At 35.9% G+C, this 15,018-nt stretch carries 27 protein-coding genes; all 27 read left to right on the plus strand.

Annotated features, from left to right (window positions below; all coding sequences use genetic code 11):
• Positions 1-87 precede the first annotated feature (87 nt).
• The 27 genes from rpsL to infA all read left to right on the plus strand — a co-directional run bounded on the left by rpsL (position 88) and on the right by infA (position 15,003).
• Positions 88-504, plus strand: a complete 417-nt coding sequence (gene rpsL, locus MYP_RS06360; protein WP_045460099.1) for a 30S ribosomal protein S12 — start codon at positions 88-90, stop codon at positions 502-504.
• A gap of 6 nt (positions 505-510) precedes the next feature.
• Positions 511-978, plus strand: a complete 468-nt coding sequence (rpsG, locus tag MYP_RS06365; RefSeq protein WP_045460103.1) for a 30S ribosomal protein S7 — start codon at positions 511-513, stop codon at positions 976-978.
• Positions 979-995: 17 nt separating this feature from the next.
• Complete coding sequence (fusA, locus tag MYP_RS06370) at positions 996-3,101, plus strand: elongation factor G (RefSeq protein ID WP_045460105.1); 2,106 nt, start codon at positions 996-998, stop codon at positions 3,099-3,101.
• A 4-nt stretch (positions 3,102-3,105) separates the two neighbouring features.
• A complete protein-coding gene (gene rpsJ, locus MYP_RS06375; RefSeq protein ID WP_028981539.1) occupies positions 3,106-3,411 on the plus strand; it encodes a 30S ribosomal protein S10 in 306 nt (101 codons plus the stop codon).
• A 200-nt stretch (positions 3,412-3,611) separates the two neighbouring features.
• Positions 3,612-4,229 (plus strand): 50S ribosomal protein L3, encoded by a 618-nt coding sequence (gene rplC, locus MYP_RS06380; RefSeq protein ID WP_045460108.1) that lies wholly within the window; start codon positions 3,612-3,614, stop codon positions 4,227-4,229.
• Positions 4,230-4,231: 2 nt separating this feature from the next.
• The gene (gene rplD / locus MYP_RS06385) at positions 4,232-4,858 is read left to right on the plus strand and encodes a 50S ribosomal protein L4 (protein ID WP_045460112.1); all 627 of its coding nucleotides are present in this window, start codon (positions 4,232-4,234) and stop codon (positions 4,856-4,858) included.
• 1 nt (position 4,859) lies between these two features.
• Positions 4,860-5,150 carry a 50S ribosomal protein L23 gene (rplW, locus tag MYP_RS06390; protein WP_045460115.1) on the plus strand — a complete coding sequence of 97 codons (291 nt, stop codon included), beginning with the start codon at positions 4,860-4,862 and terminating at the stop codon, positions 5,148-5,150.
• 12 nt (positions 5,151-5,162) lie between these two features.
• Positions 5,163-5,984: a 50S ribosomal protein L2 gene (gene rplB, locus MYP_RS06395; protein WP_045460118.1), complete on the plus strand. Its 822-nt coding sequence runs from the start codon at positions 5,163-5,165 to the stop codon at positions 5,982-5,984.
• Positions 5,985-5,994: 10 nt separating this feature from the next.
• Positions 5,995-6,273 (plus strand): 30S ribosomal protein S19, encoded by a 279-nt coding sequence (gene rpsS, locus MYP_RS06400; RefSeq protein ID WP_028981544.1) that lies wholly within the window; start codon positions 5,995-5,997, stop codon positions 6,271-6,273.
• 2 nt (positions 6,274-6,275) lie between these two features.
• Positions 6,276-6,848: a 50S ribosomal protein L22 gene (gene rplV / locus MYP_RS06405; protein ID WP_045460122.1), complete on the plus strand. Its 573-nt coding sequence runs from the start codon at positions 6,276-6,278 to the stop codon at positions 6,846-6,848.
• 5 nt (positions 6,849-6,853) lie between these two features.
• Positions 6,854-7,606: a 30S ribosomal protein S3 gene (gene rpsC / locus MYP_RS06410; RefSeq protein ID WP_045460126.1), complete on the plus strand. Its 753-nt coding sequence runs from the start codon at positions 6,854-6,856 to the stop codon at positions 7,604-7,606.
• A 59-nt stretch (positions 7,607-7,665) separates the two neighbouring features.
• Positions 7,666-8,085 carry a 50S ribosomal protein L16 gene (gene rplP, locus MYP_RS06415; RefSeq protein ID WP_028981547.1) on the plus strand — a complete coding sequence of 140 codons (420 nt, stop codon included), beginning with the start codon at positions 7,666-7,668 and terminating at the stop codon, positions 8,083-8,085.
• A gap of 4 nt (positions 8,086-8,089) precedes the next feature.
• A complete protein-coding gene (rpmC, locus tag MYP_RS06420) occupies positions 8,090-8,287 on the plus strand; it encodes a 50S ribosomal protein L29 (RefSeq protein ID WP_028981548.1) in 198 nt (65 codons plus the stop codon).
• A 13-nt stretch (positions 8,288-8,300) separates the two neighbouring features.
• Complete coding sequence (gene rpsQ, locus MYP_RS06425) at positions 8,301-8,558, plus strand: 30S ribosomal protein S17 (RefSeq protein ID WP_028981549.1); 258 nt, start codon at positions 8,301-8,303, stop codon at positions 8,556-8,558.
• A 2-nt stretch (positions 8,559-8,560) separates the two neighbouring features.
• Complete coding sequence (rplN, locus tag MYP_RS06430) at positions 8,561-8,929, plus strand: 50S ribosomal protein L14 (RefSeq protein ID WP_028981550.1); 369 nt, start codon at positions 8,561-8,563, stop codon at positions 8,927-8,929.
• A 4-nt stretch (positions 8,930-8,933) separates the two neighbouring features.
• On the plus strand, positions 8,934-9,263 hold the full coding sequence (rplX, locus tag MYP_RS06435) for a 50S ribosomal protein L24 (protein ID WP_045460129.1): 330 nt from the start codon (positions 8,934-8,936) through the stop codon (positions 9,261-9,263).
• Between the two features lie 4 nt (positions 9,264-9,267).
• Positions 9,268-9,822, plus strand: coding sequence for a 50S ribosomal protein L5 (gene rplE / locus MYP_RS06440; protein ID WP_045460131.1), 555 nt, complete (start codon positions 9,268-9,270; stop codon positions 9,820-9,822).
• 5 nt (positions 9,823-9,827) lie between these two features.
• On the plus strand, positions 9,828-10,097 hold the full coding sequence (gene rpsN / locus MYP_RS06445; RefSeq protein WP_028981553.1) for a 30S ribosomal protein S14: 270 nt from the start codon (positions 9,828-9,830) through the stop codon (positions 10,095-10,097).
• A 94-nt stretch (positions 10,098-10,191) separates the two neighbouring features.
• A complete protein-coding gene (gene rpsH / locus MYP_RS06450) occupies positions 10,192-10,584 on the plus strand; it encodes a 30S ribosomal protein S8 (protein ID WP_045460134.1) in 393 nt (130 codons plus the stop codon).
• 17 nt (positions 10,585-10,601) lie between these two features.
• Complete coding sequence (gene rplF / locus MYP_RS06455; protein WP_045460139.1) at positions 10,602-11,156, plus strand: 50S ribosomal protein L6; 555 nt, start codon at positions 10,602-10,604, stop codon at positions 11,154-11,156.
• 14 nt (positions 11,157-11,170) lie between these two features.
• Positions 11,171-11,521 (plus strand): 50S ribosomal protein L18, encoded by a 351-nt coding sequence (gene rplR, locus MYP_RS06460; RefSeq protein WP_045460142.1) that lies wholly within the window; start codon positions 11,171-11,173, stop codon positions 11,519-11,521.
• Positions 11,522-11,526: 5 nt separating this feature from the next.
• Positions 11,527-12,048, plus strand: a complete 522-nt coding sequence (gene rpsE, locus MYP_RS06465) for a 30S ribosomal protein S5 (protein WP_045460145.1) — start codon at positions 11,527-11,529, stop codon at positions 12,046-12,048.
• A gap of 1 nt (position 12,049) precedes the next feature.
• A complete protein-coding gene (gene rpmD / locus MYP_RS06470) occupies positions 12,050-12,229 on the plus strand; it encodes a 50S ribosomal protein L30 (protein ID WP_045460148.1) in 180 nt (59 codons plus the stop codon).
• Positions 12,230-12,231: 2 nt separating this feature from the next.
• The gene (rplO, locus tag MYP_RS06475) at positions 12,232-12,681 is read left to right on the plus strand and encodes a 50S ribosomal protein L15 (RefSeq protein WP_045460151.1); all 450 of its coding nucleotides are present in this window, start codon (positions 12,232-12,234) and stop codon (positions 12,679-12,681) included.
• A complete protein-coding gene (gene secY, locus MYP_RS06480; protein WP_045460154.1) occupies positions 12,681-14,018 on the plus strand; it encodes a preprotein translocase subunit SecY in 1,338 nt (445 codons plus the stop codon). Before rplO ends, secY begins: the two co-directional genes overlap by 1 nt.
• Entirely contained in the window at positions 14,018-14,785 is a 768-nt protein-coding gene (gene map, locus MYP_RS06485; RefSeq protein WP_045460157.1) for a type I methionyl aminopeptidase, read from the plus strand. The genes secY and map overlap by 1 nt, the downstream gene beginning before the upstream one ends.
• The gene (gene infA, locus MYP_RS06490) at positions 14,785-15,003 is read left to right on the plus strand and encodes a translation initiation factor IF-1 (RefSeq protein WP_028981562.1); all 219 of its coding nucleotides are present in this window, start codon (positions 14,785-14,787) and stop codon (positions 15,001-15,003) included. The genes map and infA overlap by 1 nt, the downstream gene beginning before the upstream one ends.
• Positions 15,004-15,018 lie beyond the last annotated feature (15 nt).

The following is a 15,018-nucleotide window of genomic DNA, read 5'->3' on the forward strand; positions in this document are numbered from 1 at the left end:
ATATAAAATATAGTTTTTGCAAAAGATTCTAATTTCCGTATCTTTGCCCTTCCAAAAAAAATAAGGGATTTAATTCTTTTTAAGTAAATGCCTACTATACAACAATTAGTAAGAAAAGGTAGAGAGAAACTGACCTCTAACTCTAAATCTCCCGCGTTGGATTCGTGTCCACAAAGAAGAGGAGTATGTACAAGGGTATACACCACCACTCCAAAGAAGCCAAACTCAGCAATGAGAAAGGTTGCAAGGGTAAGGTTGACTAACGGAAAGGAAGTTAACGCTTATATTCCGGGAGAAGGTCATAACCTACAAGAGCACTCAATAGTGCTAATCAGAGGCGGAAGGGTAAAAGACTTACCAGGTGTAAGATACCATATTGTCAGAGGTGCCCTTGATACCGCGGGTGTAAATGGAAGATTACAATCAAGATCAAAATACGGTGCTAAAAGACCTAAGCCAGGTGCTGCTGCAAAAACACCTGCCGCAAAAGGTAAAAAGAAATAATACGTTATGAGAAAGGCTAAACCTAAAAAGAGATACCTTCTGCCTGATCCTAAGTTCAGGGATACACTGGTAACTAAATTTGTGAACTCTTTGATGTATGATGGAAAGAAAAGTATCGCATATGATATTTTTTATTCTGCATGTGACCTAGTAGAGAGCAGAACCAAGGAAAATGGACTAGAAGTCTGGAGAAAAGCATTAAATAATGTAAGTCCACATGTGGAAGTAAAGAGCCGTCGTGTTGGTGGAGCTACTTTCCAGGTTCCTACTGAAGTAAGACCAGAGAGAAAGGCAGCTTTAGGTATGAAATGGCTTATTCAATATGCTAGAGGAAGAGGCGAAAAAACCATGACTGAACGTTTGGCAGGCGAGATAATCGCTGCATCAAAAGGTGAGGGAGCTGCTGTGAAGAAAAAAGACGATACACACAGAATGGCAGAGGCGAACAGAGCATTTTCACATTTCAGAATATAATTCTCTATAGAAATTAAATGGCACGCGATTTAAAATATACAAGAAATATAGGTATAGCTGCACACATTGATGCTGGTAAAACCACAACAAGTGAGCGTATACTTTACTATGCGGGTGTGAGCCACAAATTGGGAGAGGTGCATGATGGCGCGGCTACGATGGACTGGATGGCTCAGGAGCAGGAAAGAGGAATCACGATTACTTCTGCTGCAACAACAGTAAACTGGAGTTACAAAGGGGAGAAGTATCACGTGAACGTAATTGATACGCCAGGTCACGTGGATTTTACTGTTGAGGTAAACCGCTCTCTTCGTGTATTGGACGGTTTAGTGTTTTTATTTAGTGCAGTTGATGGAGTAGAGCCTCAGTCTGAAACTAACTGGCGTTTGGCAAACAACTATAATGTGCCTCGTATTGGTTTTGTAAACAAGATGGATAGAGCTGGTGCTGATTTCTTGAATGTTTGCAAGCAGGTTAAAGAAATTTTAGGTAGTCATGCATTACCTCTTCAGTTACCAATCGGCTCGGAGGATACCTTTAAAGGCGTAGTTGATCTTGTAAATTTCCGTGGAATTCAGTGGAATGAGCATGATAAAGGAATGACGTTTACGGAAATTCCTATTCCTGCAGATTTAGAAGAGGAAGCTAAAGAATATAGAGAAAAACTACTTGAAGCAGTTGCAGAGTTTGATGAGAAGATCATGGAAAAATATTTCGATGATCCTTCTACTATCACTGAAGACGAAATTCTTACTGCACTTAGAAAAGCAGTAATTGCGATGAAAGTAGTTCCAATGGTTTGTGGTTCATCTTTTAAGAATAAAGGTGTGCAAACAATGTTGGATTATGTAATGGCACTTTTACCTTCTCCTCTTGATAAAGAAAGTATCAAAGGAACAGATCCTGATACAGGAGAAGAAATTTCTCGTAAGCCAGATGAAAAAGAGGCTTTCACAGCTCTTGCATTTAAAATTGCCACTGACCCTTATGTTGGTCGTCTGTGCTTTATAAGAGCTTACTCTGGAATACTTGAGTCTGGATCTTATGTATATAATTCTAGATCTGGAAATAAAGAGCGTATTTCACGTGTATTCCAAATGCACGCAAATAAGCAAAATCAAATAGAACGTTTACATGCTGGAGATATCGGAGCAGTTGTTGGTTTTAAAGATATTAAGACCGGAGATACTCTATGTGATGAGAAATCAAAAATTGTACTAGAGTCAATGACTTTCCCTGATCCTGTAATTGGGTATGCTATTGAGCCAAAAACTCAGGCAGACGTGGATAAGATGGGTATGGCAATTGCTAAACTAGTTGAGGAAGATCCTACACTTCATGTGTCAACTGATCAGGAGACAGGCCAGACAATCCTTAGGGGAATGGGAGAGCTTCATCTTGAAATCATCATTGACAGGATGAGAAGAGAATTTAAGGTTGAAGTTAATCAAGGAGCTCCTCAGGTTGCATATAAAGAGTCTCTTACTAAAAACTTTGAGCACAGAGAGGTTTATAAGAAACAAACAGGTGGTAAAGGTAAATTTGCAGATATCGTATTTGAAATAGGGCCTAGACAAGATGATAAGACAGGTCTTGATTTTGCAAATGAGATCGTAGGTGGTGTTATACCAAGAGAATTTATTTCTCCTATTGAGAAAGGTTTTAGAGAAGCAATGAGTAATGGCCCACTGGCTGGTTACCCAGTAGAAGCTATGCGAGTGAGGTTATTCCACGGATCATTCCACGATGTCGATTCAGATGCATTATCATTTGAACTTGCAGCAAGAGGAGGTTTCAGAGAAGCAGCGAAGAATGCAGGACCGAAGTTAATGGAGCCTATCATGAGTGTGGAAGTACTATGCCCTGATGAGTATATGGGACCTATAACTGGAGACTTGAATAGAAGAAGAGGTATTATGAAAGGGATGGATACTAAAGCAGGAAGCCAAGTTATTAAAGCTGATGTACCTTTGTCTGAGTTATTTGGATATGTAACAGATCTTAGAACAATTTCTTCAGGTCGCGCAACAGCAACATTGACATTCTCTCATTATGAATTTGTTCCGAGTAACTTAGCGGATTCTATTATAGCAAAAGTAAAAGGAGCAGCAGTAACGAAATAATTTTATGAATCAGAAGATAAGAATTAAATTAAAATCTTACGATCACAATCTAGTAGATAAATCATCTGAAAAAATTGTGAAGGCAGTAAAAGCAACTGGAGCAGTTGTAAGTGGACCAATTCCTCTTCCAACAGAGAAAGAAATCTTTACTGTTTTAAGATCTCCACACGTTAGTAAAAAGTCACGTGAGCAGTTTCAACTTTGCACCTACAAAAGACTTGTTGATATTTATTCCACAAGTACCAAAACAGTTGATGCATTGATGAAATTAGAATTGCCAAGCGGAGTTGATGTTGAGATCAAAGTCTGATTTAACATAGTAGGTACTACAAAAAGGACCAATAATAGTAATATTGGTCTTTTTTTTCCCCTCCAATACCCATTTTTAAAAATATTGTTCAAAACAAATTTGCTGGGAATTTAAATTTTGTTAACTTTGCAGTCCGTTTTTAGAAATACTAATAAGTTAACGGAAAGAGTCCTTAGATTAAGAAATAAAGCGACAAGAAAATGTCAGGGATTATAGGTAAAAAAATAGGCATGACAAGCATCTTCCAAGATGGTAAATCAATTGGGGTTACCTTAGTGGAAGCTGGACCTTGTGTGGTAACTCAGGTTAAAACTGTCGAGAAAGATGGTTATACTGCAGTTCAATTAGCATATGGAGATAAGAAGGAAAAAAACACTCCAGCTGCTTTGTTAGGACATTTTAAAAAAGCAGGAGCTACGCCTAAAAGTAAATTGGTTGAGTTTAAAGAGTTTGAAAAGGCTTTGAATTTGGGAGATTCAATAGCAGTTGCAGATGTTTTCGTTGAAGGAGACTTTGTTGATGCTATTGGAACATCTAAAGGTAAAGGTTTTCAAGGTGTTGTTAAACGTCACGGCTTTTCAGGAGTTGGAGGACAAACTCACGGTCAGCATAACAGACAGAGACACCCTGGTTCTGTAGGTGCATGTTCTTTCCCTTCCAGAGTATTTAAAGGTATGAGAATGGCTGGTAGAACTGGAGGAGATAGAGTTAAAATTCAAAACCTTAGAATAGAAAAAATTTATCCGGAGAAAAATCTGCTATTGGTTAGTGGATCAATTCCCGGCGCTAAAAATTCATTCGTAATTCTGGAGAAATAACAATGGAACTTTCTGTAGTAAATAATAAAGGAAAAGATACTGGTAGAAAAGTTGTTTTATCAGATAATATATTTGCAGCTGAGATCAATGATCACGCAATATATCTTGATGTTAAGCAATTTCTTGCAAATCAGCGTCAAGGAACGCATAAGGCAAAAGAAAGAGCTGAAGTTGCATTCTCAACAAAAAAGCTGAAAAAACAAAAAGGTACCGGAGGTGCAAGGTCAGGAAGTAGAAAATCACCTGTATTTGTTGGAGGAGGTACTATATTTGGTCCTAGACCAAGAGATTATAGATTTAAGCTAAATAAAAAGCTAAAAACTCTTGCTAGGAGATCTGCATTGACTTATAAAGCTAAATCAAATAATATTTCTGTTTTAGAAAATCTATCTTTTGATAAGCCTAAAACTAAAGTATACATTGACTTGCTTAAGAATCTAAGCTTAAGTGATAAAAAAACACTCTTAGTACTTGGTGATTCAAACAAGAATGTATTTTTGTCAAGCAGGAATTTGAGAAATGCTAAAGTTATAACTTTTGATCAATTAAAAACATTTGATGTTCTTAAAGCTGATAAAGTTGTGCTTGCAGAAGGTTCAGTTGCAAAATTAGAAGAATTACTGGGTTAATATGAAAAATATTTTAATTAAACCCCTTGTAACTGAAAAGGTTACAGTCCTTAATGAAAAGGGAAAATATGGGTTTGTTGTAGATAAATCTGCTAATAAGATCCAGATAAAGCAGGCTGTTGAGAAACAGTATGGTGTAAATGTTGAAGAAGTTAAAACATTGATCGCACCTGGAAAGAAGAAAACGAGATATACCAAAGCTGGAATTATGGCAGGTAAAACTTCTTCTTATAAAAAAGCAATTGTTAAAGTTGCTGAAGGTGAAATTATTGATTTTTACGGAGGACTATAGAATTTAATCAAGATGGCTGTTAAAAAATTCAGACCCATAACTCCAGGAACTAGATTTAGAGTCGGTTCTACTTTCGATGAGATTACTTCAGATGTACCTGAGAAATCTCTTTTAACTTCGGTTAAAAGAAGTGGAGGAAGAAATAACTCCGGGAAGATGACCATGAGATATATCGGAGGTGGTCACAAAAAGCAATATCGTATTATTGATTTTAAAAGGGATAAGAATAATATTCCAGCGACAGTAAAATCAATTGAATATGATCCAAATAGAAGTGCAAGGATTGCTTTGCTTTATTATGCTGATGGAGAGAAAAGATATATCTTAGCACCAGATGGATTAAAAGTTGGTACAAAGGTAGTTTCGGGTAAAGGTATTGCACCAGAAATTGGAAATAGCTTAGCTCTTTCAGATATACCATTAGGTACAATTATACACAATGTTGAGCTTAAGAAAGGTAAAGGCGGTGCTTTAGCTAGAAGCGCTGGAACTTATGCTCAATTGGTTGCTAGAGAAGGAAAGTACGCAACTGTTAAGCTTCCTTCCGGCGAAATGAGATTGGTACTTGCTGAATGTGTTGCAACCGTTGGCTCAGTTTCTAATCAAGATCACATGAACCTTACTGCTGGAAAAGCGGGAAGATCAAGATGGTTAGGTGTTAGACCAAGAACAAGAGGTGTTGCAATGAACCCTGTTGATCATCCAATGGGAGGTGGGGAAGGTAGAGCTTCGGGTGGTCATCCAAGATCAAGAAAAGGACTTTTAGCTAAAGGCAAAAAGACTAGAAATAATAATAAATATTCCAAGGATCTAATTGTTTCAAGGAGAAAATAAAGGCTAAACGATGGGACGTTCTCTAAAAAAAGGGCCATATATAGATTTCCGTCTGGACAAGAAAGTTCAGACTATGAATGAATCAGGAAAAAAATCAGTTATTAAAACTTGGTCTCGCAGATCAATGATATCACCTGATTTTGTAGGCCACACATTTGCAGTTCATAACGGTAATAAGTTTATACCTGTATATGTAACAGAAAATATGGTAGGACACAAGCTGGGTGAATTTGCACCTACTCGTAACTTTAGAGGTCACACAGCTAAAAAAGACAAAGGTAAAAAATAATTATGGAAGCAGCTGTTAAACAAAGAAGATCTGTAGTTAAAAAGAAAAAGAAAGAGGCTGCATTAAAAGCTTCTTTTGATGGATCTGTAGTTGCGAAACTACGCAATGTTCCTACATCTCCAAGAAAGATGAGATTAGTTGCTGACTTAGTTAGAGGTATTAAAGCAAATGCAGCTTTAGCTATGCTAAAATATCAGCCTCAGTCTGGTGCTAAGAAAATTGAGAAATTATTATTATCTGCTATTTCTGATTGGCAAATTAAATATCCTAATGAAAGACTTGAGGATGCTGACTTAGTAATAAAGGATATATTTGTTGATGGTGGAAGAATCCTTAAAAGATTACGTCCTGCCCCACAAGGAAGAGCTCACAGAGTTAGAAAAAGATCTAACCATATAACACTAGTATTAGCTAGCCTTAATGGTGTTGCTTCACCTGCTACCGAAGTTAAGAAGGAAGAGACTAATTCAAAGTCTGTTGAAGGAGAGAAGAAGGAGGCTAAAGCGAAAAGTCCAAAGGCAAAGAGTGCTGCAAAAACCGAAGTTAAAAAAGCTACCAAAAAATCCGAAAAGTAATAAACATGGGACAGAAAGTAAATCCTACTGGTTTTAGATTAGGAATCGTAAAAGGATGGGATTCTAATTGGTATGGAGGTAAAACCTTCTCTGATAAGTTAGTTGAAGACGAAAAAATCAGAAAGTATGTTTTTGCCAGAATTCCAAAAGGTGGTATTGCTAAAATCATCATAGAAAGAACTCTAAAAAGAATTACACTTACTATAAATACAGCTCGTCCAGGTGTTGTTATCGGTAAAGGTGGAGCTGAAGTTGATAAGATCAAGGAAGAGTTAAAGAAAGTTACAGGTAAAGATGTTCAAATTAATATCTTTGAAATTAAGAGACCTGAGCTTGATGCTAAACTTGTTGGAGAATCGATAGCTCAGCAATTGCAAGCTAGAATTTCTTACAGAAGAGCTATGAAGCAAGCAATTGCTTCAACAATGAGAGTTGGTGCTCAAGGTATTAAAATTAAATTAGGTGGACGTTTAGGTGGTGCTGAGATGGCTCGTAATGAGCAATATAAGGAAGGAAGAATACCACTACATACATTAAGAGCTGATATTGACTATGCTGTCTCTGAAGCCTTGACAGTTTATGGAAAAATCGGTATCAAGGTATGGATTTTCAAAGGTGAAGTTTTTGGAAAAAGGGATTTGTCTCCTAATGTAGGTCTTGCAAGTGCATCTGCAAATGTTCCTGCTGAAGGTAATGCACCACAAAATAGAGGTGGAAAGAAAAAGTCCGAAGGTGGACCAAAAAGAAAAAGAAAATAACAAGAGGTTTTTACTGCAATAGTAAAGAGTTGGTTAGGCAACTGTAAAAGTTTAAAAGAATGTTACAGCCAAAAAGAACAAAATTTAGGAAGCAACAAAAGGGTAGAAACAGAGGGATTGCGACAAGAGGTTTTAGTATAGAATTTGGATCTTTCGCTATCAAGGCTCTGGAGCCTGGTATGATAACCAGCCGTCAGTTAGAGGCTGCTCGTATTGCTATGACTAGAGCAATGAAAAGAGAAGGACAAGTTTGGATAAGAATTTTTCCAGATAAGCCAATAACTAAGAAGCCTGCTGAGGTTCGTATGGGTAAAGGTAAAGGAGCTCCTGAATATTGGGTGGCTGTGATTAAGCCAGGAACTATTCTTTTCGAATCAACAGGTATTTCGAAAGAAACTGCAATGGAATCTCTGAGACTTGCAGCCCAAAAATTACCAGTAAAAACTAAATTTGTTGTTCGTCCAGATTACGAAGGTTAATTCAATGAAAACTTCTGATATAAAATCTCTAAACGCTGCTGATTTAAAGAGTAGAATCTCTGCAGAGCAAGAGGCTCTTGCAAAATTAAAATTTGCACATGCTATTTCTCCAATTGAAAATCCTATGAAGATTAGGGAGGCAAAAAAAGTAATAGCTCGTCTTCAGACAGCTTTGAGTGAAAAGGTTAAATCCAAATCCTAATCTTTAGATTATTATGGAGCAAAGAAATTTTAGAAAAGAGAGAGTTGGTAAAGTCGTTAGTAATAAAATGACAAAATCAATTACAGTAGCTGTAGAAAGAAAAGTTAAGCATGCTAAATATGGTAAGTTTCTAAACAAGACTACTAAATTTATGGCTCATGACGAAAAAAATGAATGTGGTATCGGTGATACTGTAAAGATCATGGAAACTCGTCCGCTGAGCAAATTAAAAAGATGGAGATTAGTTGAAATTATTGAAAAGGCGAAATAACCATGATACAGCAGGAATCAAGATTAAATGTAGCTGATAATAGCGGAGCTAAAGAGGTTTTAGTTATTAGAGTTTTGGGTGGAACAAAAAAGAAATATGCTTCCATCGGCGATAAAGTAGTAGTAACTGTTAAACATGCTCTTTCGTCTAGCAACTTAAAAAAAGGAACAGTTTCTAAAGCTGTTATAGTTAGGACAAAAAAAGAGGTTAGGAGAGTAGATGGTTCTTACATAAGATTCTCTGATAATGCTGTTGTTTTACTAAACAACAATGATGAACCTAGAGGAACTCGTATCTTCGGACCAGTCGCTAGAGAATTAAGAGAGAAACAGTTTATGAAGATTGTATCACTTGCTCCTGAAGTATTATAATATTATGGCAACTACAAATAAAAAATTACATATAAAAGCAGGTGATACTGTAAAAGTTATTGCCGGCGATTTTCGTGGTAAGACAGGAACAATTAAAAGTGTTGATGTTACTGGTAACAAGGCTATTGTTGAAGGCCTTAATATGGTAACAAAGCATACAAAGCCTACGGCTACGAATCCAAATGGTGGTATTGTAAAAAAAGAGGCGCCTATTCATGCTAGTAACTTAATGGTAGTGGATTCAAAGGGGACAGCTTCAAGAATAGGAAGAAAGTTAGATTCAAAAGGTAAGCTTCAGAGATACTCAAAGAAAACTGGAGACATAATAAAGTAAGGATATGGCTATTCCAAGACTAAAGGATAAATACAATAAAGAAATTGTTGCTCAATTAAAAAGCAAATTTCAGTATAAATCTCAGATGCAGGTTCCAAAATTAACAAAGATTGTTGTTAATAAAGGTATGGGAGCCGCTGTTTCAGATAAAAAGATTGTTGATGTTGGAGTTGAAGAGTTGACAATAATTACTGGTCAAAAGGCATTAGCAACAAAATCGAAAAAGGCTATCTCAAATTTTAAGCTTAGAGAAAATATGCCAATTGGCGCAAAAGTAACTTTGCGTGGAGATAGAATGTACGAATTTATGGATAGATTAATGTCAATTGCATTACCAAGGGTTCGTGACTTTAGAGGGATAAGCGATAAAGGTTTTGACGGTAAAGGCAATTACACTTTGGGAGTAAAAGAGCAAATAATATTCCCTGAGATTAGTATCGATAAAGTAAGTAAAATTTCTGGTATGGATATTACTTTTGTTACTACAGCAAATACAGACGAAGAAAGTCTGGAGTTATTAAAATCATTCGGTCTACCTTTCGCAGGACAGAAAAAATAATTGAAATGGCAAAAGAATCAGTAAAAGCTAGAGAGAGAAAAAGAATCAAACTCGTAGCTAAATACGCTAAAAAAAGAGAAGAGCTTAAAGCTAACGGTGATTTCTTAGGTCTGGATAAATTACCGAGAAATTCCTCAAAGGTGAGATTACACAATAGGTGTAAATTAACAGGGAGACCAAGAGGTTATATGAGGAAGTTTGGGATCTCCAGAGTTACATTTAGAGAAATGGCCTCTGCAGGAAAAATTCCTGGTGTAACGAAAGCAAGTTGGTAATTTTTTAATAAAGATTTTCTTTTTCAAAAAATCTTCTTAAATTTGCAGCCCTGATTCGGGGCTTTTAATTTTAATATATAAAGAAAAGTTTAAAATGGATCCTATCGCAGATTATTTAACAAGATTGAGAAACGCTATTAAGGCGAATCATAGGATAGTTGAGGTTCCTGCTTCAAATATAAAGAAAGAAATAACCAAGGTTCTTTTTGATAAGGGTTATATTCAGAATTATAAATTTGAAGAAGATGATAAACAAGGGAAAATAAAAATTGCCTTGAAATATAATCCTCTAACTAAACAATCTGCAATTGTTAAAATAGAGAGAATAAGTTCTCCAGGATTAAGAAAGTATTCTAAATCAGCTACTTTGCCTAGAGTTTTAAATGGCTTGGGTATTGCAATTTTGTCTACTTCCAAAGGTGTTATTACTGACAAGGAAGCTAGAGAATTAAATATTGGTGGTGAAGTACTTTGTTATATTTATTAATATTATAAAAAAATAATATGTCAAGGATTGGAAAAAAGCCAATTGCAATACCTGCTAAGGTTGAAGTAAAGGTTGGTTCTGGAAATTTGGTAGAGATTAAGGGCCCTAAAGGGACTTTGGTTCAAGCTGTTGACTTAGATATTAAGGTAACTGTTGAAGGATCCAACTTGAATGTAGAAAGACCTACAGATCAAAAGAGACATAAGGCTTTACATGGATTGTATAGATCATTGCTTAGTAACATGGTGGTTGGAGTTAGTGAAGGTTATAAAATTGATCTCGAATTGGTCGGGGTTGGTTATAAGGCTGCTTCTACTGGTTCCGTGCTAGAACTAAGTTTAGGATATTCACACAATATATTTGTGGCATTGCCTAATGAAGTTGCTGTAAAAACTTTAACTGAAAAAGGTAAAAACCCAATTGTAACTTTGGAATCAATTGATAAACAGTTGATTGGACAAGTGGCTGCAAAAATTCGTTCTCTGAGAAAGGTTGAACCATACAAAGGTAAGGGTATCAGATTTGTTAACGAAGTTGTTAGACGTAAAGCTGGTAAAACTGCTGCTAAATAATAAATTGATTTAAGATGGCTACTAAAAAAGATTTAAGAAGACTGAGGATAAAGAGAAGTATCAGAAAGAAAATTTCTGGTACAGGAGTTAAGCCAAGACTCTCAGTTTTTAGAAGCAATACAAGTATATATGCTCAAATTATAGATGATATAGCAGGAAAAACAATTATCAGTGCATCTTCTGTAGAGCTAAAATCCCAAAAAGGAACTAAATCTGAACTTTCTAAAAGTGTCGGTTTAAAGATTGCTGAAAAAGCAAAGAGTAATGGTATTTCAGAAGTAGTATTTGATAGAGGTGGATATCTTTATCATGGTAGAGTTAAAGCTTTAGCTGAAGGAGCTAGAGAAGGAGGCCTTAAATTCTAATCGATATGTCTCAGGTAAATATTAGATCAGTAAAAGCTAGCGAAATTGACCTTAAAGAAAAGGTAGTAGCTATTCAAAGAGTTGCAAAAGTTGTAAAGGGAGGTCGTAGATTTAGTTTCTCTGCAATTGTTGTAGTAGGAGATGGTCATGGTGTAGTTGGTTACGGCTTAGGTAAAGCTAATGAGGTAACAGATGCTATCACAAAAGGTATAGATGATGCAAAGAAGAACCTTATTAAGGTTCCGGTTTTGAAGGGTACCGTACCTCATCCGATTCATGGAAAATATAGTGGAGGATTTGTATTCTTAAAACCTGCAGCTCCTGGTACTGGAGTAATTGCAGGTGGTGCAATGAGAGCTGTACTTGAAAGTGCTGGCGTTAAAGATGTCTTAGCTAAGTCAAAGGGGTCTTCTAATCCTCACAACGTTGTTAAAGCTACTTTTGATGCTCTACTAAGAATGAGAGCTCCACACGTTATTGCTCAACAAAGAGGTGTTACATTGGCAAAAGTATTTACCGGAAAGTAAAATGGCTAAGATTAAAATAACTCAAGTTAGAAGTACTATTGATCGTCCAATCGATCAGAAGCTTACAATTAAAGCTTTAGGACTTGGTAAAATTAATAAAAGTGTTGAGGTAGAAGCAACTCCTCAAATACAAGGAATGGTTAAGAAAGTAAATCACTTGGTAACTGTTAGCAAAATCTAATTATGAACTTAAGTAATTTGACTCCTGCAAAAGGGTCTGTTAAAAATAGAAAGAGAATTGGTAGAGGTACCGGATCAGGACGTGGCGGAACTTCAACAAGAGGTCACAAAGGAGCAAAGTCAAGATCAGGATATTCTAAAAAATCAGGTTTTGAAGGTGGTCAAATGCCTCTTCAAAGAAGAGTTCCAAAATTTGGATTTAATAATCCTGACAAAGTAATATTCAAGCCCATTAATTTAGATATAATAAATAATCTTGCAACTGAAAAGAAGTTATCATTGGTAGATGATAAAGTTCTTTTAGAGAACGGATTAGTTGCTAAATCTGATAAAATTAAAGTTTTGGGAAGAGGAGAGCTAAAAGCGAAATTAGAGATCAAAGCCCATTCTTTTTCTGAATCAGCTGTTAAAGCAATTGAAAATGCAGGTGGTAAAGCAATAAAAATTGCATAATGAAAAAGTTTATCCAAACCATTAAGAATATATTTTCAATAGAAGACCTAAGAATCAGGATACTGAACACTATAGGTTTTCTTTTGATTTTTCGTCTGGGATCTTATGTTGTACTTCCTGGTGTTGATCCAGCTTCAATAGAACAGGGTTCTAATAAAGACAACATTTTAGGATTGTTGGATACCTTGGTTGGAGGTGCATTCAGCAATGTTTCTATTTTTGGTTTGGGTATCATGCCTTATATTTCAGCAAGTATAGTTTTGCAACTATTAACCTTCGCTGTTCCTTATTTTCAAAAACTTCAAAAAGAAGGAGAATCTGGTAGAAAAAAGATCAATCAGATTACAAGGGTACTTACAATATTTATAACCTTAGCTCAATCGGTTGGATATTTGGCAGCTACGGTAAACCAGGAAATGTTATTTCCAGGTGTTGACAGAGCTTTCTTTACAATTAGCGCTATGTTAATTCTGACAGCAGGTACGATGTTTTGTATGTGGCTGGGTGAGAAAATTACAGATAAGGGTATTGGAAATGGAATCTCTATGCTTATAATGGTAGGGATTATCTCAAGATTCCCTCAAGCTATTGTAGTTGAAGGAGCAGCAAAAGGAATGAAGGGAGCTTTACCATTTATAATTGAGTTAGGGGTATTATTCTTTATTGTTATGGGAGTGGTGATGTTAACACAAGCCACAAGAAAAATACCTGTACAGTATGCAAAACAAGTAATTGGTAATAAGGTATATGGCGGTCAAAGGCAATATATTCCTTTAAAGGTAATTGCTGCAGGAGTTATGCCAATTATCTTTGCTCAGTCAATAATGTTTTTGCCAGCAATGGTTGCTTCTATGTTTTCTGATACTAGTGATTTTGCAGGATCGATAGGTGCAACATTTTCAGATTTCACTAGCTGGCAATATAATTTAACATTCGCTGTATTAATTATCCTGTTTACCTTCTTCTATACAGCCCTATCTGTTAATCCAAATCAGATTGCAGATGATATGAAAAGAAATGGTGGTTTTATCCCTGGTATAAAACCTGGAAAACAAACTTCAGACTACATTGATGATGTTTTGTCTCGAATCACTCTTCCTGGTGCTGTTTTCCTGGCGGCTTTAGCTATACTACCAGCAATTGCACATGTTGCTGGAGTAACCAGAGATTTTTCGTACTTCTTCGGTGGTACTTCTCTTTTAATAATGGTTGGTGTAGTATTGGATACACTTCAACAAATAGAAAGTTACTTACTGATGAGACATTATGAAGGTATGATGCAATCAGGAAGAATTAAAGGAAGGTCAGAAAATGTAGCGATTTCTTCTTCTAACTAATGATATATTATAAAACTGAAGAAGAAATTGATCTAATAAAGAAGAGTGGAGATCTTTTAGGCCGTGTACATGGTGAAATTGCAAAGGCTATCAAGATTGGAGTAACTACTCAAGAGTTAGATGATTTAGCATATAATTTTATTATTAGTGGTGGAGGGGTTCCTTCTTTTAAAGGGTACAACGGATTTCCTTATACATTGTGTATCTCCGTTAATGAGCAAGTAGTTCATGGTTTCCCAGGGAAGTATGCCTTGAAAGAAGGAGATGTTATATCTGTTGATTGTGGCGTAAATTTAGGTGGATATCATAGTGATAGTGCTTATACATATGGTATAGGCAAAGTTTCGGAAGATGTCAGGCAATTGTTGGAATTTACAAAGCAATCTTTGTATTTGGGTATTGAAGAAGCTGTTGTTGGGAAAAGAACAGGTGATATTGGTTTTTCAATACAAAACTTTGTAGAATCTAAAGGATATTCTGTTGTGAGAGAGTTGGTTGGTCATGGTGTAGGAAAAAAGTTACATGAAGGTCCAGAGGTTCCTAATTACGGTAAAAGAGGTAAAGGCGTTAAGTTGGAAGAGGGTATGGTCATAGCCATTGAACCCATGATAAATCTTGGTAAAAAGGAGATCGTTCAAGAAGAAGATGGTTGGACAATTAGAACTAAAGATAGAAAGCCCTCAGCTCATTTTGAACATACCGTTGCCATACGAAAAGGAAAAGCTGAAGTATTAACTACATTTAAATACATAGAAGAAGTAATATAATGGCAAAACAGTCCTCGATAGAGCAAGATGGAACAATAGTAGAAGCATTGTCTAATGCTATGTTTAAAGTAGAGTTGGAAAATGGACATCAGGTTATCGCTCATATTTCTGGTAAAATGAGAATGAACTATATAAAAATTTTACCAGGTGATAAAATACGTTTGGAAATGTCTCCATACGATCTTTCAAAAGGAAGAATTGTATATAGATATAAATAGGTTTTAGCGAATAGC

It is taken from the genome of Sporocytophaga myxococcoides (assembly GCF_000775915.1).
GTDB lineage: Bacteria > Bacteroidota > Bacteroidia > Cytophagales > Cytophagaceae > Sporocytophaga > Sporocytophaga myxococcoides_A.